General features: G+C 53.8%; 23 protein-coding genes. All 23 read right to left on the minus strand.

Features of this window, described 5'->3' with window-relative positions; translation table 11 throughout:
• Positions 1–75: 75 nt before the first annotated feature.
• Positions 76–1062 carry an alpha/beta hydrolase gene (locus tag AC58P5_RS07060; protein WP_497385406.1) on the minus strand — a complete coding sequence of 329 codons (987 nt, stop codon included), beginning with the start codon at positions 1060–1062 and terminating at the stop codon, positions 76–78.
• A gap of 59 nt (positions 1063–1121) precedes the next feature.
• A complete protein-coding gene (rpoD, locus tag AC58P5_RS07065; RefSeq protein ID WP_497385407.1) occupies positions 1122–2246 on the minus strand; it encodes an RNA polymerase sigma factor RpoD in 1125 nt (374 codons plus the stop codon).
• Between the two features lie 39 nt (positions 2247–2285).
• On the minus strand, positions 2286–4112 hold the full coding sequence (gene dnaG, locus AC58P5_RS07070; RefSeq protein ID WP_497385408.1) for a DNA primase: 1827 nt from the start codon (positions 4110–4112) through the stop codon (positions 2286–2288).
• Between the two features lie 60 nt (positions 4113–4172).
• Complete coding sequence (locus tag AC58P5_RS07075) at positions 4173–4616, minus strand: YaiI/YqxD family protein (protein ID WP_497385410.1); 444 nt, start codon at positions 4614–4616, stop codon at positions 4173–4175.
• Positions 4617–4719: 103 nt separating this feature from the next.
• Positions 4720–5547 (minus strand): pyruvate, water dikinase regulatory protein, encoded by an 828-nt coding sequence (locus tag AC58P5_RS07080; RefSeq protein WP_497385411.1) that lies wholly within the window; start codon positions 5545–5547, stop codon positions 4720–4722.
• Between the two features lie 226 nt (positions 5548–5773).
• Positions 5774–6520, minus strand: coding sequence for a DNA repair protein RecO (gene recO / locus AC58P5_RS07085; RefSeq protein ID WP_497385412.1), 747 nt, complete (start codon positions 6518–6520; stop codon positions 5774–5776).
• Positions 6521–6569: 49 nt separating this feature from the next.
• Entirely contained in the window at positions 6570–6716 is a 147-nt protein-coding gene (locus AC58P5_RS07090) for a YqzL family protein (protein WP_497385413.1), read from the minus strand.
• A 109-nt stretch (positions 6717–6825) separates the two neighbouring features.
• Positions 6826–7725, minus strand: coding sequence for a GTPase Era (gene era / locus AC58P5_RS07095; protein ID WP_009671648.1), 900 nt, complete (start codon positions 7723–7725; stop codon positions 6826–6828).
• Positions 7726–7742: 17 nt separating this feature from the next.
• Positions 7743–8147 (minus strand): cytidine deaminase, encoded by a 405-nt coding sequence (locus AC58P5_RS07100; RefSeq protein WP_497385414.1) that lies wholly within the window; start codon positions 8145–8147, stop codon positions 7743–7745.
• Between the two features lie 63 nt (positions 8148–8210).
• Positions 8211–8912 (minus strand): diacylglycerol kinase family protein, encoded by a 702-nt coding sequence (locus tag AC58P5_RS07105; protein WP_497385415.1) that lies wholly within the window; start codon positions 8910–8912, stop codon positions 8211–8213.
• Complete coding sequence (gene ybeY, locus AC58P5_RS07110) at positions 8909–9445, minus strand: rRNA maturation RNase YbeY (RefSeq protein ID WP_497385416.1); 537 nt, start codon at positions 9443–9445, stop codon at positions 8909–8911. Before ybeY ends, AC58P5_RS07105 begins: the two co-directional genes overlap by 4 nt.
• A 33-nt stretch (positions 9446–9478) precedes the next feature.
• The gene (locus AC58P5_RS07115; protein WP_497385417.1) at positions 9479–11695 is read right to left on the minus strand and encodes an HD family phosphohydrolase; all 2217 of its coding nucleotides are present in this window, start codon (positions 11693–11695) and stop codon (positions 9479–9481) included.
• Positions 11696–11737: 42 nt separating this feature from the next.
• On the minus strand, positions 11738–12709 hold the full coding sequence (locus tag AC58P5_RS07120) for a PhoH family protein (protein ID WP_497385418.1): 972 nt from the start codon (positions 12707–12709) through the stop codon (positions 11738–11740).
• Positions 12710–12715: 6 nt separating this feature from the next.
• On the minus strand, positions 12716–13906 hold the full coding sequence (gene yqfD, locus AC58P5_RS07125; RefSeq protein ID WP_497385420.1) for a sporulation protein YqfD: 1191 nt from the start codon (positions 13904–13906) through the stop codon (positions 12716–12718).
• 25 nt (positions 13907–13931) lie between these two features.
• The gene (gene yqfC / locus AC58P5_RS07130) at positions 13932–14210 is read right to left on the minus strand and encodes a sporulation protein YqfC (RefSeq protein ID WP_042230050.1); all 279 of its coding nucleotides are present in this window, start codon (positions 14208–14210) and stop codon (positions 13932–13934) included.
• Positions 14211–14694: 484 nt separating this feature from the next.
• The gene (locus AC58P5_RS07135; RefSeq protein WP_497385422.1) at positions 14695–15216 is read right to left on the minus strand and encodes a YqfB family membrane protein; all 522 of its coding nucleotides are present in this window, start codon (positions 15214–15216) and stop codon (positions 14695–14697) included.
• 149 nt (positions 15217–15365) lie between these two features.
• Positions 15366–16349 (minus strand): flotillin-like protein FloA, encoded by a 984-nt coding sequence (gene floA / locus AC58P5_RS07140; protein WP_497385424.1) that lies wholly within the window; start codon positions 16347–16349, stop codon positions 15366–15368.
• Between the two features lie 52 nt (positions 16350–16401).
• Positions 16402–17172, minus strand: coding sequence for an NfeD family protein (locus tag AC58P5_RS07145; protein WP_497385425.1), 771 nt, complete (start codon positions 17170–17172; stop codon positions 16402–16404).
• 213 nt (positions 17173–17385) lie between these two features.
• On the minus strand, positions 17386–17826 hold the full coding sequence (locus tag AC58P5_RS07150; RefSeq protein WP_103993557.1) for a GatB/YqeY domain-containing protein: 441 nt from the start codon (positions 17824–17826) through the stop codon (positions 17386–17388).
• A 16-nt stretch (positions 17827–17842) separates the two neighbouring features.
• Positions 17843–18016 carry a 30S ribosomal protein S21 gene (rpsU, locus tag AC58P5_RS07155; RefSeq protein WP_024094532.1) on the minus strand — a complete coding sequence of 58 codons (174 nt, stop codon included), beginning with the start codon at positions 18014–18016 and terminating at the stop codon, positions 17843–17845.
• 122 nt (positions 18017–18138) lie between these two features.
• Complete coding sequence (locus tag AC58P5_RS07160; RefSeq protein WP_497385427.1) at positions 18139–18486, minus strand: histidine triad nucleotide-binding protein; 348 nt, start codon at positions 18484–18486, stop codon at positions 18139–18141.
• 176 nt (positions 18487–18662) lie between these two features.
• Positions 18663–18983, minus strand: coding sequence for a hypothetical protein (locus AC58P5_RS07165; protein WP_497385428.1), 321 nt, complete (start codon positions 18981–18983; stop codon positions 18663–18665).
• Positions 18984–19107: 124 nt separating this feature from the next.
• Positions 19108–20184: a ribosome small subunit-dependent GTPase A gene (rsgA, locus tag AC58P5_RS07170; protein ID WP_497385430.1), complete on the minus strand. Its 1077-nt coding sequence runs from the start codon at positions 20182–20184 to the stop codon at positions 19108–19110.
• Positions 20185–20689 lie beyond the last annotated feature (505 nt).

Consider the following 20689-nt stretch of genomic DNA (forward strand, 5'->3'; position numbering starts at 1 on the left):
ACCTTCCCAACAACTTTATCGGTTCGCCGCCTTCCGAATTTGAGAAGGAAATCCGATGATCCTGCATTTGCGGTTTCAAGCTTCAGAACGTACCTGCACGACCTTTTGCTTTTCTTCCAGGCATTGCTTGGCAAAATCGGTCACTCTGCTCCGGTAGCCGTCCTTGTCCGTCATAAAAGCAAGCCCGTGTCCCGCACGGGGCACCATGAACAGATCTTTGCCCGCGGGAGCCGCCTTGTATAAGCCGTGCACCATAAAAAAAGGAACGAATGTATCCGCTTCTCCATGAATGAACAAGATCGGCTTTTCCGTACGCTTTACCTGCCTCAGCGCCGAAGCTTCCCCGAAGAAATAGCCCGCTTTTATTTTGCAGATCAGGCTGGTAAGGGGAATAAGCGGAAACGCGGGCAGCTTGAACATTCTCTTGAGCTGGTAGCTCAGAATGTCTTTGACGGACGTGTAGGAGCAATCCGCGATGATTCCTTTCACCTGCTCCGGCAGCCTTTCGCCGCTTGCCATCAGTACTGTAGCGCCGCCCATGGATACGCCGTGGAGAAGAATCCGGGCGTCTTCGCCGCTCCGCTTCAGAATATACCGGGTCCAGTTGACGTAATCCAATCGGTCCGTCCATCCGAAGCCGATATACTCCCCTTCGCTCTGCCCGTGCCCCCGGTTGTCCGGCATCAGCACGTTATAGCCGAGCTCGTGGTGAATTTGAGCGAAGCTGGCCATGTCCCTGCCCTGCCCGGAATATCCGTGCGCCAGCAGCGCCGTTACGTCCGTAGGCCGCTCGGCCTCCAGATACCAGCCGTTTAGACGAAGGCCGTCGGCCGATTGAATGGACACTTGCTCCAGCGTCTGGCGGGCAAGCCAGCTATCCGCCGTAGCCGGTGACGGGTCTACCGCGATTTCTTCCAAGTGATCCGCAAGATCCGGGCTGTTCTGGAGAAATTCCTTGCTGCTGCGGCGTATTCCAAGCCCGAACATATAGAAGGCTACGGCTGTCAAAGCCACAGCAAGAACCGCAAGTATGCACAAACTGATCAACAGGGCCTTTGACATTTCAACGTTCCTCCTTCTATTTGAAAAAAAGAAACCCGCCGGAGGCGGGCATTCGGATTCTATTCAAGGAAATCTTTTAAACGTTTGCTGCGGCTAGGGTGCCTCAGCTTGCGAAGCGCTTTAGCCTCGATCTGACGAATCCGTTCACGGGTAACCCCGAAAACTTTGCCCACTTCTTCCAGAGTCCGGGTACGCCCGTCATCCAGACCGAAGCGAAGACGAAGCACGTTTTCTTCACGCTCGGTCAGCGTATCAAGAACATCTTCAAGCTGTTCTTTGAGAAGCTCGTAAGCCGCCGCATCCGCCGGTGCCAGCGCTTCCTGATCTTCAATAAAGTCGCCCAGATGGGAATCGTCCTCTTCACCGATCGGAGTTTCCAGGGATACCGGCTCCTGCGCGATCTTCATGATTTCGCGGACTTTATCCGTGCTCAGTTCCATTTCCTTCGCGATTTCTTCCGGCGTCGGTTCACGCCCCAGTTCCTGCAGCAGTTGGCGGGATACCCGGATCAGCTTGTTGATGGTTTCCACCATGTGAACCGGAATCCGGATCGTTCTCGCCTGATCGGCAATGGCGCGTGTAATGGCTTGACGAATCCACCAGGTGGCATACGTACTGAACTTATACCCTTTGGTGTGGTCGAACTTCTCCACCGCTTTGATCAGACCCATGTTTCCTTCCTGGATCAGATCCAGGAACAGCATGCCGCGTCCGACATAGCGTTTGGCGATGCTGACGACGAGACGGAGGTTCGCTTCGGCCAGACGGCGCTTCGCTTCCTCATCGCCCTGCTCGATTCTTTTCGCCAGATCCACTTCATTCTCTGCCGATAGAAGCGGAACACGGCCGATCTCTTTCAGATACATCCGCACCGGGTCATTGATTTTAATGCCTGGCGGGAGAGTCAGATCATCTTCAAAGCTGAATTCATCGTTCTCCCGATCGCCCTCCGGACGTGCTCTTCCTTCGTCCTCATCGGACTCGTTCCCCACATCAATTCCCATTTCGGACAATTGTTCGAAAAACTCGTCAATCTGTTCCGGATCTTGATCATAAGGAGCCAGCCGTTCTGTGATGTCTTTATAAGTGAGCGAGGAACGCTTCTTGCCTAACTCGATAAGCTGCTCCTTTACCTGCTCCAGGGTCAACTCGGTTTCGATCTCAGTATGTTGATCGTTCGCCATAATCCAACTCCCTCCTCCCTAGATTATCCGGAACCTGCGTTACGAAAATTTAAGTTGTTTCTCTAGGGCAATAATTTCGCTAAGAATTTGTGCAGCCCGCAAAGGATCCCCTGAGCGCTCCGCACGGATCATTTCTTCTTTTTTTCTGGATATTTCCTGCTGCTTCGGATATTTTTTGATTTCTTTGATGTAATCGTCGATGACGACTTCGTTTACACCGTGGTGGGCACCCATCATCGCGATGGAACTCGCCAGATTTTCCAGCTTGTCGTCCTGAATCATCGCCATGTAACGGCTCACGCTCGGTGTGGAGTTTTGGGAGTAAAAAGCATATAAATAAGCCGCCAGAACGGCATGAGCATCCACGTTAAATTCGTCGCCTAACCGTTCTTCCACATAGGCGCTAACATCCCGATCGTGCATCATGACGGCTAGAAGCTGCCGTTCCGCGTTATGATAAGCCGGATAAAGCGGCGCTTTTGGCGTTTCTTTCCTATTATGCCTACCATTATTCCACGGAACGTCGATATTATCCCTGACTGTCCGGTTTTTTTCCGATTTCATCCGGAGGTTGGCCAAATCTTGTTTGAGCGACTCGTAAGAGGTCTCAAACTCACCGGCGAGCTGTTTTAAATAATGCTCCCGTTCGATCCAACTCAAGTCCGCAATCAACTTCAAGGCCGTTTGCTGGTAGCGTATCCGATCGCCTTCCTCCTGCAAACGGAAATGCCGGCGAATGTAGTGCAGCCTGTATTTGATCGAGGGTACGGCGTAATCAATGATTTCCCGTACAAATCTCTCGGAGCCGTATGCAGTAATATATTCATCCGGATCTTTGGCATCCGGAAGCATGGCCACTTTCACTTCGCAGCCTGCCTGTTCAAGCAGGGGGATTGCCTTATAAGCCGCATTCTGTCCGGCCGAATCTCCGTCGTAACAGATCACGACCCGTCCGGCGTTGCGCCGGATCAGTTCCGCATGCTCGGGGGTCAGCGCGGTACCCATCGTACCTACACCGTTTCTCACCCCGGCTTCCCAAGCTTTTACCACATCCATATAGCCTTCAAACAATACCATCGTATTCGTTTTCCGGATTTGCGGACGTGCCTGGTGAAAATTATACAGCACACGGCTTTTGTTGAAGAGCATCGTTTCAGGACTGTTCAAGTACTTAGGCTGCACATCCCCGAGCGCCCGGCCGCCGAAGGCAATGACTTTGCCCTGCGCGTCCCAGATCGGGAAAATCACTCTGTCCCTGAACTTGTCGATATAACCGTCTCCCTCGGAACGGGCCGAAACAAGCCCTCCCCGTTCCATCAGCGGAAGATCGTAGCCCGCCTTCTGAAGCTGCTGTACAAGCGTATCCCACATGGCGGGAGCATATCCGATCTGAAAAGCGTCGATCAATTTATCCGACATCTGCCGGTTGCGCACATAATCGAGTGCGTTCTTGCCTTGATCGGTATTCATTAGAATATAACAGTACAGTTTGGCCGCTTTCTCATTGGCCTCCAGCATTTTGGACCGGTCCTTCTGCTGCGGGTTGTCCGCGGACAATGACTCTTCCCACGTAACAGGAATATCCGCTTCCTCCGCCAGGTGCCGGACGGCTTCAGTAAACGTGTAGCCTTCGATTTCCCGGAGAAACTGAAACATGTTGCCCCCCGCTCCGCAGCCGAAGCAGTGGTAAATCTGTTTCTCGGGCGTAACCGTAAACGAAGGCGATTTTTCCGAGTGAAACGGACAAAGCCCCTTCAGGTAGTGGCCCTGTTTGGTCAAATGGACGTATTTTCCTATCACATCGGCAATGTCATGACGCTGCAGAACAGCTTCGATCACTTCATCCGGAATGCGTCCGTAACCCATTTCCCCCACCTTCAATCCTTATAAAAAGCTTCTTGTGCGGTAAACAACTATACGTATTCGCTAAACAGGCCTATTCTCCTGCAAACGAAGTAAAACTTTTGTCAAACCTTGTAGAAAAAATTCCCGGTCCTCATCCGTAAAAGGCTTCGGTCCTTTGGAATGCTTGCCTCCACGGCGCAGCTTGCCTTGTGTATGACGCCGGTCAAGAAGAAAATCAATGGTCCGGTCGGTATATTCCTGCCCGCGGTTCGAGAGGCATACCGCCCCTTTGCCCAAACCGATAGCGGCCAGACCGAAATCCTGGGTAACCAGGATATCTCCGCGCCGGATATGATTGGCGATAAACAAATCGACGGACTGGTCCGAACGGTCGACTTGGATCACCTCGATCCCTTCCTGCTCCTTCAGCCGGTGGTCGAACGAAGCCACCATAAGCACGTGAACCGAATACTGCGCGGCCGCCCGGATGATCTCAGGCTTAACCGGGCAAGCGTCCGCATCCACAACAATTTGAAAGGATGAATGTTGAATGGATAAAGCCCCCGATACCTGCTAATAGTCCTGCTGTACTAGTATATACGCTCATCGCGCGAAAAATCCTGCATTTTTAGGATAAATGAGGGTGACGCCGAATATGTTCGAGGACCAGGCTGGCCGTTTCTTCGACGGCTCGGTTGGATACGTCGATGACGTGGCATCCGATCCGGGAAAGCACGGTTCCCGCAAACTCCAGCTCTTGTTTAATACGTTCCGTTTTGGCATAAGTTGCATTGGACGCGAGTCCGAGAGTGCGCAGCCGTTCCCGGCGGATAGCGTTGAGCTTATCCGGGTCGATGAGCAGGCCGATCACCTTGCTTTTAGGCACTTTGAAAAGTACATCGGGCGGCTGCATTTCCGGAACGAGGGGAACGTTGGCAACTTTGTATTTTTTGTGCGCCAGGTACATGGAAAGCGGAGTTTTCGACGTACGGGATACGCCGACGAGGACGATATCCGCCTTGACGATCCCGCTGAAATCGCGGCCGTCGTCGTATTTGACGGCAAACTCGATCGCCTCCATTTTTTTGAAATAATCCTCGTCCAAGGGATGGTTGCCTCCCGGCAGATGGCGGGCTTTGCGGTTAAACGCTTTTTCGAACGTCTGAATGAGCGGTCCCAGCAGATCGACGTAAGCGAATCCCGCTTGTTCCGCTTTCTGGGTCAAATAATCGCGAAGCTCTGGAATGACCAGTGTAAACGCGATTATCCCCTGCTGCCGGGCAACTTTGGCCAGAAGACGGTCGATTTCCTCCGTATCGTGCACGAAAGGAACCCGCTCTATCAAGATCGGAGCGGGGTAAAATTGCAGCGCGACGGCATTGACGACCGATTCTCCCGTCTCTCCGATCGCATCCGATACCACGTAAACGATAACCGGATTGTTTGAAGGATTCATAAATGTTGTTCCTCCCTGTACCTATTCGGGAATACCTAAGCGGAAACGAAGACAAAAGGACCGTGGTAGCTTCGAAAATCAAAGCGGCCGCACGTACGACCCTAAGGTCCCGGCGGTTATCACCACGGCAACAATGTAGTACTCTGTTCTTCCAGTTATCCGTACCAGTTACTGCTTCCAATCACTTACTATAAGGAACCCGCTTACATTTGTCAAACCCGCTGGCTTATATATCGTACTTGTCCATTTGGTCCAAAAAGCTTCGGGCTTTCCAGCGGACATCCACGTGGGCGTCCATATACAGCCTCATGCTGTGTTTCAGCTGGGATTTGGTAGAGGGCTTTACGTTAACATTGCCGATCCGGCTAAGATCCACCTGCTGCAAAAGCCGCATAAGCTTCAGCGTACTTTCCGTCACGGCCGCGGCATAAGGATCGAGATGCTTGCAGCGGCTGCACATAGCGCCTCCTGCAGCAGCGCTGAAAGCGGAAAGTTCCTCCGTGCGGCCGCACGACGCGCATTTATCTAGAACCGGCGTATACCCGGCGGCCGCAAGCATCTTAAGCTCGAAAACATGCGCGACGATCTGCATATCCTTCTCCTGCTCGATGGCCATGAGTCCCGCTTCCAATTGATCGAACAAGAAGAAACTGCGATCCTCCTCTCCCAGCATCCGGTCAACCATTTCAACCAGGTAAGAGGCGTACGCAGATTTATAAAGATCTTCTCTCAATTTGTGATGGGGTTCTATGATCTCCCCATGATTAAGCGTTCCAAGCTTCCCCTGTCTATAAAAAACATAATCCCCGTACGTGAATAGCTGAGTGACGGCGCCGAGCCGGCTTTTCACCTTCTTCACTCCGCGCGCGATCACCCCTACTTTGCCAAGTTCACGGGTATAAATCGTAATGATTTTGTTTCCTTCCCCGTAATCGACGCTACGGAGAACAATCCCTTGCACCCGGTGCAGCATCTCTCATGCGCTTCCTTTCCGGAAACGCCGGATCAGTCTCCAGGCGTTCTCAGGCTTCGATCGAATACACGGCTTCCTGCTCTTGCTGCATCAGCTCTTCTCCTGCAAGTTCGGGATCAGACGCCAAATCTTTGTACAGCAGGTAAGCGTCCACTTCCCCCGTCGACCAAAAATACTCCCAGGTAAAATCTCTCACTTTGGATCATCCTCTCCGTAAGATGTTCGTGTTGATGATTACCCTTAGGATGTACCCGTTGAAGCAGACTATGTCCGGCAATTAATGGAACGCGAGGAAAGCCTTGCGGTTATTCGTTTCGGAAGCCCAGGTCCCGCAGCACGCGTTCCTGATTGCGCCAGTCTTTTTTGACTTTTACCCACAACTCGAGAAACGTTTTGGAGCCGAGCAGCGCTTCGATATCATGTCTCGCCTGCTTGCCGATTTCTTTCAGCAGCGAGCCTTGCTTGCCGATAATAATGCCTTTCTGCGAATCGCGCTCTACGTAAATGACGGCTGAAATATGAACCACACCGTTTTTTTCGACCTTCATATCCTCAATCGCTACCGCGATGGAGTGGGGAATTTCTTCCCTTGTCATATGGAGGATCTTCTCGCGAACAAGCTCCGCGCAAACGAACTGCTCGGGATGGTCCGTGATTTGATCCGCTGGATAGTACTGCGGGCCTTCCGGCAAATATTTAACGACCTGTTCCAGCATCGTGTTTACGTTGTTGCCGAGCAGAGCCGAGACCGGAACGATTTCCGCGAATTCATACAAATCTTTATAGGTCGTAATGATCGGCAGCAATTGTTCCGGATGCACCTGATCGATTTTGTTCAGAACGAGAATGACCGGCGTTTTAACGTTTTTCAGCTGTTCGATGATATAACGGTCTCCGCCGCCGATTCCTTCCGAAACGTCGGCAAGAAACAGAATGGCATCGACTTCGCCTAAAGTGCTGTGAGCCACTTTCATCATATAATCGCCCAGCTTGGAAGACGGTTTATGAATCCCCGGCGTGTCCAGGAACACGATCTGGGAATTGTCGGTCGTATATACGCCGTGAATTTTGTTGCGCGTAGTCTGCGGCTTATCGGACATAATCGCGATCTTCTGACCGATTACCTGGTTCATCAGGGTGGATTTCCCTACGTTCGGCCGTCCGATAATGGAAACGAATCCGGATTTGAATTTTTCTTTGTTCATGCTGTAATTAGTTCCTCCTAGGACTGCAAATCTTTCGACGTAAACGCCCCGGGCAGAAGTTCACCCGTAGTCGTTACGGTATAGTCTCCGTTCAAGTTACCTAAAATAACGGGCATGTCCGGTCCGCAGAGTTCGATTAAAACCTGCCGGCATACCCCGCACGGTGAAATCGGATCTTCCGTATCGCCTATAACCGCGATAGATTGGAAGGAGCCCGGTTTGTGCCCGTCCGCGACGGCTCGGAAAACCGCTGTGCGTTCGGCGCAGTTCGTCGGGCCGTAAGCCGCATTTTCGATATTGCAGCCGTGATGGACGTGGCCGTCTTTATCCAGCAGGGCGGCTCCCACCCCGAAGTTCGAGTAAGGGATGTACGCTTTCAGGCGTGCCTGCCGCGCATGTTCCAGCAGTTCTTCCGGTTTCACAACGCATCTTTCCTTTCCCTTAAACCAACAAAATGTATACATATAGGCCGGCCGGTCAGGTATCTACCCCCAGCCTCTCCACAACCAGGCAAGAAGGGTGACGGCTACCCCGATAACGGAACCGAGCAGCAGGGACGGCAGCGCCCGGTGCTTCCGCTCGGCCAAAACCATCAAGGCAAGCGCGGCAAGCGTACCGGAGAGCAGCGTCACGATCGTCTGGCCGGCGATCACGGCAATCAAAGTCGCGAGCGCCGCCAGAACCGCCGAAAGCAGGCTGGGCCGGACCAGCTTCCCGCGGTCGCTGAACCTTGTCTCGATTACGATCGTGACAAGAGCGACGAGCGCGATAAGCGTCCATACCATGCCCGGCATGTTCGCGGCGGCTACCTCCTGGGCCCTGCGGAGCATCCGGTCCGCAGGACCGTAGAAGACCACCATGCCGACGACGACCGCGAACAGGGCAGCCACGAGAACGGCCCCGGCCGCCGTGTCCTTCGCAATCTTCGCCAGCGGGTGCAGATCGGGCATCGCCAGATCCACTGCCTTTTCCACCGCCGTGTTAATGAGTTCGGTCATGATGACAAGAACGACTGCCAGCAGCAGGAAAAGTACGTCCCAGTGCGGCAGTCCCAAAATAACGGCAGCCAAAAATACAAGAAAGGCAACAACGAAATGAAATTTCATGTTGCGCTGAGTATCAAAAGCGTATTTTATTCCTTCGTAAGCGAAGCGGAAGCCCCGCAGAAAACGCTGAAAGGAACTCAACGGGTAAGCCCCGCTTTCTGCAGGATCTGTTCCTGCTTGGCGAACATTTCCCGTTCCGCCTCCTCGTTGTCGTGATCGTATCCGATCAGATGCAGAAATCCGTGAACGAATAAAAATCCGAGCTCCCGCTCTACGGAATGGCCGTATTCTTCGGCCTGCGCAGCGGCCCGGGGAACCGAAATGACGATGTCGCCGAGCGGCTCCTCAAAGCCTTCTTCCCCGTCCTCGTCAGCGTCGGTATCGCCTTCTGCCGAATCTTCATCCGGCTCTTCCTCGCCATAGAGAATAGCGGGTTCGTCCTCCCCCTGCTCCAGCATCGCAAAAGACAGGACGTCTGTCGGACGGTCGATGTTCCGGTACGTACGATTCAGCTCATGAATCGTCTCGTCGTCTACAAACGTCAGGGCGACTTCCCCGTCCTCGACGCCTTCCTCTTCTCCTGCAAGCTTCAGCAGCTCTTCCAGCTTCTCGGCGAATTTAGGGGAGATCGGCAGAATGTCCTGCTCATCGTTCCAGGCTAAAATCAGGGCCACGTTTAATTCCTCCTAGATGTATCGGTCAAATGATTATTTCGCTTTGGCGGGAAGCTCGGTCGGATATTCGATCCGGGAGTGAAAAATGCCCAGCAGAGATTCGTTCAGCGTCTTCGCGATGGTGTCCAGTTCTTTCAGCGTCAGATCGCAATCGTTAAACTGGCCGTCATCCAGACGGGATTTGATGATTTTGCGGACCATCGTATCGATTTGCTCGATGGTCGGATTGCGAAGAGAACGAACCGCCGCCTCCACGCAATCGGCGATTCCGACTACGGCGGTTTCCTTGCACTGCGCTTTGGGCCCCTCGTAACGGAAATCTTCCTCGCGCACTTCACGGCCCTCTTCCTCGGCCAGCTTCCTTGCTTTGTGATAAAAGAACGTGAGCAGCGTCGTTCCGTGGTGCTGCTCCGCGATATCGCGAATCGGCTTCGGAATGTTGTATTCCTTAAGCATCTCCACCCCGTCACGGGCGTGGGCGGTAATAATGCTTTTGCTCAGCGCGGGATCGATACGGTCGTGCGGATTTTCGATATTCGTCTGATTCTCGATAAAATAGCTCGGCCGCTTCGTTTTGCCGATGTCATGGTAGTAAGAACCGACCCGGCACAGCAGACCGTCCGCTCCGATAGATTCGGCCGCCGATTCCGCCAGATTGCCGACCATAATGCTGTGGTGGTACGTGCCGGGTGTCTCCGTCAGCAGCTTGCGCAGCAGCGGATGATTCGGGTTCGAAAGCTCCACGAGCTTGAGCGGGGATAAGATTCCGAATGCCGTTTCGAAAAAGGGCAGGAGCCCGATTACAAACACGGCGGTAAGAATTCCGCTGGCGGCCGAAAAAGACAGCGAGTACAGCAGATCCTGGCGCGTCACGTTATCGAGAAGCATCAGCGAAACGATCGTAATCATCCCGATAAACGAGATGAGAATTCCCGCTTTCAGAATGGAGGAGCGCTGGCTGGCCTTTTGAATAACGAAGACCGAAGCGAAACACGTAACGAGTGTAACCAGCCCGTACCGGTAATCGAAAAGCTGAGTCCCGTGCATGTTGAAAATGATGCTGGACATAATGCTGAACAGGACACTGGCGATAAAAGCGAGCTGCGGGTTCAGCAGGATCGTAATCAGCATGCTCCCGATAGCCGCCGGAGCCAAATATCCGATGAACGGATATTCCGGATTTTGCCCAAGGGCCACCACTTTCATGCCGATCATGTTAATGGCGAAAATAAGAACGAACATCAGAAGCTGCGAGTTGTTCGTCCGTATCGGCAGTGTACTCTGCCGAACGAACAGATAGATCATCATAACGAACAACAGGACCAGCAGCATGAGGCCGACGTGAGGCCAATAGTTCGCTTTCTCCTTAAGCAGCTCTGCCGATTTCAAGCGTTTATAAATTTCATCGGTAATGACTTCGCCCTCGTTGACGATAATGTCCCCCTGATTGATATAAACGGGTTTGACGTTCTCGCGGACCTCGCCTCTCGCATCGTCCGTCGCTTTCTGATCCAGAAATTTATTCGGGGTGATGACGACTCTGGCAATTTCCTGAACCAGTTCGCGCAGCGTATTTTTGGACAAGTCGGACGAATTGACAAGCTCGGCTACTTTCGCTCGGGCCGTCTGGGCATCCGAAATCTGATCGCTCATCAGCTTGGAAACAATTTCCCGGGTAATGGGCGCCATCGCCGCTACATCTTCCTTGGTTAAACGGGGAAATTTGTAGTAAATTTCTTCCGGAATCCGATATTTCTGGTCACTGACTTTGGAATTGATTTCATCGATAAACGCTTCGTTGCCGAAATTATTTTCGCCGATCGTCCGGATCGCCATTCTCTCCGTATCCGAAATAATCGCCGGAATAACGGTCCGGTAGACGCTTACCTTATCCTCGAACTTTACGTCGGGATCCGCATTGATTTGCAAAATCCGGTCGTAGATCGCATCGATCATCGCTTCGTTCCGAAGATTCGCGATTTTATAGACAGGCTGCAGTTTCTTGGCCGCATCTTCCTTCGCTTTCTCGGTCGCCACCGAGTTTTCGATCTGGAAAGGGGCGTAAATGTTCTTTTCGGCAACCGCACCCAGTTTGATATCGAACGTCTGTGGAATAAGCCTGGAAAACAACGCCACATAGAAAATGAGCATAAGTGCGAAAAGCAGAAGCAAGCGAACCGGAAAACTTGTTTTCCAGCCGCTTAGCTTCGTATTGGCTTGCCTATCTTGTACGGCAATTTCTTTTTTCATGATGGAAGGTCATCCCTCTCTTGCCTCTTCGTTCCCCGTAACTCAGCCCGATATTAGCGAGTCCTCATTATAAGCGACGATGATTCTTTGAACTAAGGAATGACGGACGACATCCTGCTCCGCAAATGTGATGAATCCGATTTCTTCAATGCCGTTCAGAATGCGCTGCGCCTCGATCAGGCCCGAAGTTTTGCCGCGGGGAAGGTCGATCTGCGTCACGTCACCCGTTACAACCATTTTGGAACCGAATCCTAGACGGGTCAGAAACATTTTCATTTGTTCCGGGGTCGTATTCTGCGCTTCATCCAAAATGATGAAGGAATCGTCGAGCGTACGGCCGCGCATATAAGCGAGCGGCGCAATCTCGATAAGCCCCCGCTCCAGCGATTTCACGACCTGCTCGGGGCCCAGAACATCGTTAAGAGCATCATACAACGGACGTAAATAGGGGTCAACCTTTTCCTGGAGGTCTCCCGGCAGGAAGCCAAGGCTTTCTCCCGCTTCAACCGCGGGCCGGGTCAGCACGATCCGCTTGACCTTGCCTTCCTTCAATGCCGTAACGGCAAGAACAACCGCCAAGTACGTTTTTCCCGTACCTGCCGGTCCGATTCCAAACACGATGTCTTTCTTCTTTATGGTGGAGACGTACTGTTTTTGTCCGATCGTTTTGACGCGAATGGGCTTTCCTTTGTGGGTGGTCGTAATCTCCCCTTTGAAAAGCTCCAGCAGTTGATCCGCTTTCATTTCCTTGGCAAGCTCGACGGCATACAGCACATCGCGTTCCGAAAGCGGATACTGGTTGCGGACCAGCTCCAGCAGTACCTCGAATAAATGTTCCAGCTTGCGGACTTCCTCCGCATCCCCCTGAATCGTAAGCTCCGCGTCCCGGGTAAAAATGCGCGCGTTCGTTTCCTGCTCGATCAGATGCAGAAAGCGGTCCTGCGGACCGAATACGGCCTGTGCTACCGAAGTATCTGCAAGTGCTACTTTAATGGTCTTAGCGTTTTCTCCCAAAAGGCCTCATTCTCCTTGCTGTACGATAGGTTGCTCTTCCATGATAAATTCTTCCACTTCAAAATGCACTTCCATATAAACTTTACCATTCTCTGATTTTTCATGCAAAATTTTTTCGGTCACGATGCGCGCATCTTTCCCCGCTTCGCTCATAAGATCGGCCCGGGCCCGCTCCAGACCTAGGGCTTTCGCTTCGGCCGTGTCGAGTTTCCGCTCGACCGTTTCGGAGGCCATCAGCTTCTCGCTGAGCCAGCTCACCGGCAGCTTAAAAGAACGCCATTGGAGCGTTTTCTGTTCCGGAATCGTCTGATAGTGCTCGAATGGAAGCTTTCCGTAGCCGCTGACCTGGATTCCTTTGGAGCCGAACACGACATAATTCCGCGTCTTCGAATCGCCGGTATAGGTCTCGTACGTCTGGATCATCGGCACCTCGATTTTGGAGATGTACCAGACCATGCCTTTCACATATCCGTCCGCTATGACAATTTTCTGATTCGCCTCATCGCCGAGCGTACCGGAAATAAGCACATCCCCTTTGCGGACGTAGGCATTGGGCTGGACGAGAGGACGGCCTCTTTTCGCCTGGATTTCCGTCACAACGGCGTGTTTGGACGCCACGAGATTGCGCGGGCTGACGAGCGGCTTTTCTTCCGGCTTGTCCGCTTCGACGATTTTGATCGTCACCTGGGTTCCCTTAATCTCCACCCCGACCCACGACGTGCCGGGCAGATGGGTTTGCAGCCCGAACGAAAGCTTCTCGGAGTCGCCCATCCGGTATTTCCATTGATGAAGATACAATCCTTCTTTGCGGGCCGCATCCAGAATAGTCTGGGTCCCGATCTTTACGTTGCCTTCCACCTTGATCGACCATACGAAAGAAGACAGAATGAACAGGGAAGCGATGAAAACAACGCCGCCGGCCAGAAAGGTTTTACGCTTGGCCACTTTCCGGACAGCAAAAGGCAGCCCATCGCGCTTTAAGGGGTGCATCCGACAGCCTGTCTCTTTCAAAAGCGGCCGGAGACGCAGCGCATCCCGGCAAGGCAGGCAGAGCTCGACCAGCCTGTCTCCCGACACCCGTATGTCCCATAACGAAAATCCTTTGGATAGTGCACGGTTGATAAACTCCGCCGCTCTCTCGCCCTTCACTTCGATCTTCACATACCCCTGTATCCACTTTAACACCGCCGATTGCATGCCGAAACTCCCCTTTCCGGACCCGTTATGGCATATATCTGATATCCGCGATAATTCCTTCGATAAGCACTTCTTCCGTTAAAATGGCGCGGATCACCAATTCCTTCCCGCTTACCTCAAGCTTCCCCCGTGTAAGCTGCAAACGCAGCATCTCGCTGGAAAAGTGCAGAACGCCACAGTGATTCTCCACGTAAAGCTGGACGTTGCCGATCATCGTGATCCGAGGAATATCTTGTACGACATCCTGCGGAAGGTCGAGCATATTAGCAGTCATTTGCTTCCACTTTTGCGTGAGCCGGCGCATTCTCTCTCGTCCCTCCCAGCCTTTGCCCTATGCTTTCAGCACGCAGGCGAAATTCAGACGCTTCTTGTTCAGACTCTGCTTTTTCCAATCTATGCGAGCCGAACGCGGTTTATGAGCGAAGTTTCGTTCCTATCAAGCGGAGCCGCGGAGTGGAGCTCTCGGTGCATATCCGGACTAAATAAAGGGATGCGGTACGCCATGCCTGGAATTACTTCGGAAGTGCAGAAACGATAGGGGAACATTCGCACGCGCAAGAGGCCCCCAAATGCCCCTGGAAGACGCCAATCGTTCCGCCGAGTATAATATTGGAAAAGACCGTAGAATGCCTCTGGAGGCGATCTACGGTCTTTGTGGCACACGGCTTGCTCGGGCACTACGGCTTGCTCGGGCATACGGCCTGCTCGGGCATACGGCCTGCTCGGGCATACGGCCTGCTCGGGCATACGGCCTGCTCGGGCACAAAAAAAAGCCGTTCCAACCGGTATTACCGGCGGAACGGCTTTTTAGCCCGTGGCGGGCCGAGTATTTCGGCCCAGATAACTCCCTGCACCGCCTGACGCGGGTGCAGGTCGACACCGGCGGCGGAGCCGCTGCTGCCGGCAGCCTCTTCGCGCACGGCGTGCGCTTCACGCTTGCGCGGCTTCTCCGCCGGCGCGGCATAGCCCCCGCGGGCATCGCTGGCGGCAAAGCCGCCGCTGCGCCCGCGACCGGCCGCTGCAGGCTCGGCCGCGGTCCAATCGTCCGCCGCATCTTCGGCGGACAAATCACCGCGCCGCGTTTGCGGCGGCGCGCTCATGCGCCGGTCCGGTTCCCGGCCGGTTCCGGACGCAGTCCGGGTAGATGCTGCCGGACGGCGCGGAACGCCCTGCCCGCTGAAATCCGGCATCCGGTTCGGGTTGCCGGTGGTTTTGCGCTTGCCCTTGCCCGACAACATGGAAACCAGAAAAATACCGATCATTATAACGAAAAAGAAATTGTTCGCAATCAGTTCGATCAGACGCTCCATGACCACGCCCCCTTTCCCGGACAAGCCTCACTAAAAGATGCCCGGGTTAACTTCGTTGAAGCAAAGAATAATGAGGCTGCGGATTCCTTCCGAAACCGGAGGGAACCGACACCACTGCCGGGTAGTCGCCCGGAGATGTTACCTTCGTTTTATTCCTTGCTTTCTTTGCCTTCTTCGGACATTTTGCCGATGGAACTGCGCATATGCGTATCGGCATCGATATTTTTATAATTCATGTAGTCCATCACGCCGAGCTTTCCGTTACGCATAGCATCCGCCATTGCCTGAGGCACCTCGGATTCGGCCTCGACGACTTTCGCTCTCATTTCCACGACGCGGGCTTTCATTTCCTGCTCCTGGGCAACGGCCATGGCACGGCGTTCTTCCGCTTTGGCCTGCGCGATCCGCTTGTCGGCTTCGGCCTGCTCGGTTTGAAGGTGAGCGCCGATGTTTTTGCCTACGTCGACATCCGCGATATCAATAGATAGGATTTCAAAAGCGGTGCCCGCATCCAGACCTTTACCGAGTACGGTCCGGGAAATCATATCCGGATTTTCGAGAACGTCCTTATGCGAGCCGCTGGAACCTACTGTCGTAACGATCCCCTCGCCGACACGGGCGATGATCGTTTCTTCGCCGGCACCCCCGACGAGGCGGTCGATATTAGCCCGAACCGTTACCCGGGCGATAACTTTCACTTCGATCCCGTCTTTGGCAACCGCGGAAACGGTCGGCGTCTCGATGACACGCGGGTTTACGCTCATTTGAACGGCCTGGAGCACGTCACGGCCGGCCAGATCAATGGCAGCCGCCCGCTCGAACGGCAGCTGGATATCTGCACGGTGTGCCGCGATCAGGGCGTTGACAACCCGGTCTACGTTACCGCCGGCCAAGTAGTGACTTTCCAGCTGATTAATGTTCAGCCCCAGTCCGGCTTTTATCGCTTTAATGAGCGGATTCACGATCCGGCTCGGAATAACACGCCGCAGCCTCATCGCCACTAAAGTAAGAATACTGATACGGACGCCCGATGCCAGTGCGGAAATCCAGAGCATAACCGGAACGAACGTGAAAAATACCATTAACAAAATCAAAACCACAGCGGCAATCAACAGATAAAAATAAGATTCCATTCGTCAAAAAACCTCCCTTTACGTAATTAAATGGCGCCCTGCCGGCTGTACCTTATTTTTCTGCGCCGGCTTCTTCTTCATGCACCACGACTCTGCTTCCCTCCACGAGAACGACCTTGACCAAGCGTCCGGCAGGAATAAATCCGCCTTCCGTTACCACATCCACCCGGTCTTCTCCGAATTGGGCCGTACCGGACGGACGAAGCGGCGTAAGCGAAGTTCCCGTCTGCCCCATAAGATGCAGCTTGAACGAGCTGGACACAAAGCCTTTTTCGGTAGTCAGCTCCTCCTTGAGGATAAAACGGTTCCATACTCCTCTCGCGGGAAACTTCTTGACCGCGATAAAAAGAAGAACAGCCGCCGCAACAAAAGCGATGACGAGCAAAAGCGCCGCCGTCTGCGGGTTATCGGCCGCCAGAATCACACCGCTGAACAAGGAGATGCTCCCGGCGATTCCGAGTATGCCGAAGCTTGGAATGATCAGTTCAAGCAGCAGAAGCAGCACGCCTAAAACAAACAGTCCGATATCTCCGGACCCCGCTCCCCCGACAAGATAATTGCCGAGAAAATACAGCCCGAAGCCGATAACCCCGACCGATCCGAGAAGACCGAACGTCCAGAAAAGCAGCTCAAGCCCGATTCCGACAATCCCGATCAGAAGCAGAATCGCGGCAACGGCCGGATGTGTAAGGAAACCGCCGAGCGCACTCGTAAAGCCCTGCTGCGCCGCGGTTCCGGCGGATGCCGCCGCCAGACCGGGCAGGCAGCCGATTGATCCGAGGACCGCGGCACAGCCCAGCAATGTTCTCCGTAAGCTGATCATGGCTTCTCCTCCTAACCCTCTAACTGTCTTATAGTGCTTTTTACGTAACAGGACGAAAAACGTTTCACCAAATGTTCAAAAATTGGCGCCGGGCTCCGCGGATAAGCCGGAATACCTCTTAAGCTAGTTTGCGCAGCGGCTTCCGTTTTATCGTTTTCCGGTTGGTTATGAAAAAAGGCCGGAAGCATCGCTGCTTCCGACCCCGTCGGTTTATTACAGGTTTTGTTGCACCAGTTGGTTAACTAATTTCCCGTCAGCCCGTCCTTTTACTTTCGGCATGAGGGCCGACATTACTTTTCCCATATCCGCTTTGGAGGAAGCGCCAACTTCTTGGATGGTCTGCTTTACAATTGCGCTTACTTCTTCCTCTGTTAACTGCTGCGGCAGGTACTTCATTAGAATGTCGATCTCAGCGTGCAGGCTGTCGGCCAAATCGTCCCGGCCGGCATTTTTAAATTCTTGGAGGGAATCTTTGCGTTGTTTGACTTCGCGATTCAGAACATCAAGCACTTCATTGTCATCTAAGGCTCGGCGTTGGTCTATCTCGATATTCTTGATAGATGCTTTTACCATACGGATTACGGAGAGTGTAAACTTGTCTTGACTCTTCATCGCTTGCTTCATATCATCGTTCAAACGTTCGCTTAAGCTCATGAACTTGGGTTGCCTCCTAGAACTTTCTCTTACGAGCAGCCTCAGATTTCTTTTTGCGCTTAACGCTCGGCTTCTCGTAGTGCTTGCGCTTTTTAATCTCCGCCAATACGCCATCCTTAGCAATGGAACGCTTAAAGCGGCGAAGTGCAGCATCTATGGTTTCATTCTTGCGAACTCGAGTTTCTGACACCAGTTTTCCCTCCCTCCGAACAGACCGTCCAATCAAAGCGGTTCATCAAACTTCATTATAGGGGAAAACGATTCTAGGTGTCAACCTAAAAGCTTTACTCCTATGACAATAAATTCTATGAATTATCTTTCAGCTACTAGATGACCCAAATTCGTGCCGCCGAGCAGGTGGTAATGAATGTGGAAAACCACTTGTCCGCTGTCGGGTCCGCAGTTGTTAATGAGCCGGTAGCCGCTCTCTTCGATACCGAAATCCCGGGCGATTTGCTGCGCGGCCTTGTGAACCGAACCGATCAGCGCCCAGTCTTCTTCTCCGGCGTCTTTCATCGAGGCGATATGCTTCTTCGGAATGATCAGGATATGAACCGGGGCCGCCGGCTGGATATCGTGAAAAGCCAGCACATGCTCGTCTTCGTATACCTGCTTGGAAGGAATTTGCCCGTCCCTGATTTTGCAGAATAAGCAATCCACTGTTTGTCTCCTCCTTTATCGAATCGTACATGCTCATGTGACATGTTTGTATGTATATTTTTATCATACTGAATAACGGGTCAAAAAGAAATTAAAAAGTGAGCGCCGTGCCAGAAAAATGAAAGAAACCGCCGGAAGACGGATTTCTCTCCCAATGGCGGTTATCGGTTGTTGTGTCAATAGTACGGAAGCAGCGAAAGAGCCGTAAGAGCCGCCAGAGGAAAGATCCCCCGGTAAAAGCGGCGGCGCGGATAATAGGGATACCCGCCGTACGGAAAATATCCGTAGTAAGGATAGCCATAATAGGGGTATCCCCAGCCGAACGCCCGCGTCTCGCTTTCGCCGCCGGCTCTTCCGTCCACGGGAATCGCCAAGTATACATACTCATCGTCTACACTCTCGATAATGCCGTCATGCACCGTACCGTCGTTCAGCTGAATAAGAACGTACCGGTATTTATGCTGCTGACACAAGTTTTTCGCTTCGTGTTTCTGCATCAACAAACACCTCCTGCCTTCAACATATGCACGGCTGGGCGAAAGGCCACTGGTTCGCGCATTTTAGTTGAAAAGGAGGCGAAGCCGCGTATCCGTAGCCGCACTGCGCCCGGATACGCGGCTTCTATGGATTGGAGGGCTTGCGCCTCATCTCCTTGTGGATCTTCTTCCACTTGTCCTTCTCCGCCGTCTGGAGCGCCTTGCTCTCCTTGCGGGCCAGGAAGGCAAGCTCCTTCTGGAGCTTGACGTAGCTGTCATAACGCGCCCGATCCAGCGTCCCGTCTTCTATGGCGCTTCTCACGGCGCAGCCCGGCTCGCTGCTGTGGCGGCAGTCCGGGAAGCGGCAGGAAGCCGCCAGCGTCTCGACATCGTCGAACGACTGGCTGAGGCCGCTGTCCGCCTCCCACAGCTGGAGCTCCCGCATGCCGGGCGTATCGATCAGCACGCCTCCGCCGGGAAGCAGGAGCAGCTCGCGGTGGGACGTCGTATGGCGGCCCCGGGCGTCGTCCTCGCGGATCGCGCCGGTGTCCATCGCCTCGCGGCCCAGCAGCGCGTTGATGAGCGTGGACTTCCCCGCTCCCGAGGACCCGGCGACTGCGGCCGTCCGGCCGGTGCCGAGGTAAGCGGCGCGGAGGCCCTCCACCCCTTCTCCGAGCAGGGAGCTGACGGCATGGACGGGCACGCCCGGCGCTATGGCCTCCGTCTCGGCAACCCGGAGGGCCACTTCCTCGGGCGAGGCGCACAGGTCCGCCTTGCTGAGGATGATGACGGGAGAGGCGCCGCTCTCCCATGCCATGACGAGGTAGCGCTCCAGCCGGCGGAGGTTATAATCCGCATTGAGCGCGCTAACGAGGAAGATGACATCGACGTTCGCGGCGACAATCTGCTCTTCGGTCACGTTGCCCGCCGCTTTGCGGACGAACATGCTTTTTCTCGGCAGGACACCGTGAATGGTAGCGCGGCCCTCGTCCTCGCGGACGCTTAAGGCGACCCAGTCGCCCACCGCGGGGTAATCTCCCCGGCTGCGCGCCTGGTAACGCATACTGCCCGACACCTCGGCGAGCACCTCGCCGGAACCGGTTTTGACCCGGTACATTCTCTTATGTTCAAGCGCGACGCGGCCTGCCGTGAGACCTTCTGCCGACATATCCGTCAAAGCTTGCCGGAGCTCGTCGTTCCAGCCTAATTCAGTTAAATTCAATCCGTGAACACACCCTTCATCCTATCTGCTTCTCAGTCTAGCAGGAAACGGCCGGAATTAACCGGGAAACAATCATTCATAGCTGTTTTTTACATCCGTTATCCGGTATCCGGTATTAGGCTGAAGTCAAAGCGGCAATCCAGACTGCTGGCTGTGCATGACCCTTCTCACCTGCGTCGGGAATGGCAAAAAGACCCGGCCTAATTTTGCCGGATCTTGTGCTGGACCTGCATACTTGCTCCGTCCCGTGTAATGCCTGTGGAGTCAATGCAGGAAATGATGTAAAGGCCGCACTTCCGCGGACGGGCCGCAGCAACGGCACTCTTGCGCCCCGCGCTTTACGCCGGGAGCCCGCAGCCGCGCCGAAGATTAGCGAAAAGCATCCGGCTCAAGTTTGCCGCGGATGGCTGCCCTTGTGCGGGGACGCGCCACGCCGGATATGCTCCCGTTCCCCGCAGAGGGGGACGGGTTAATCCGCCTTACGGCAGCCCGCTCACAGAGCGAC

The sequence above is a fragment of the Paenibacillus sp. JT31N7 genome (assembly GCF_059692095.1).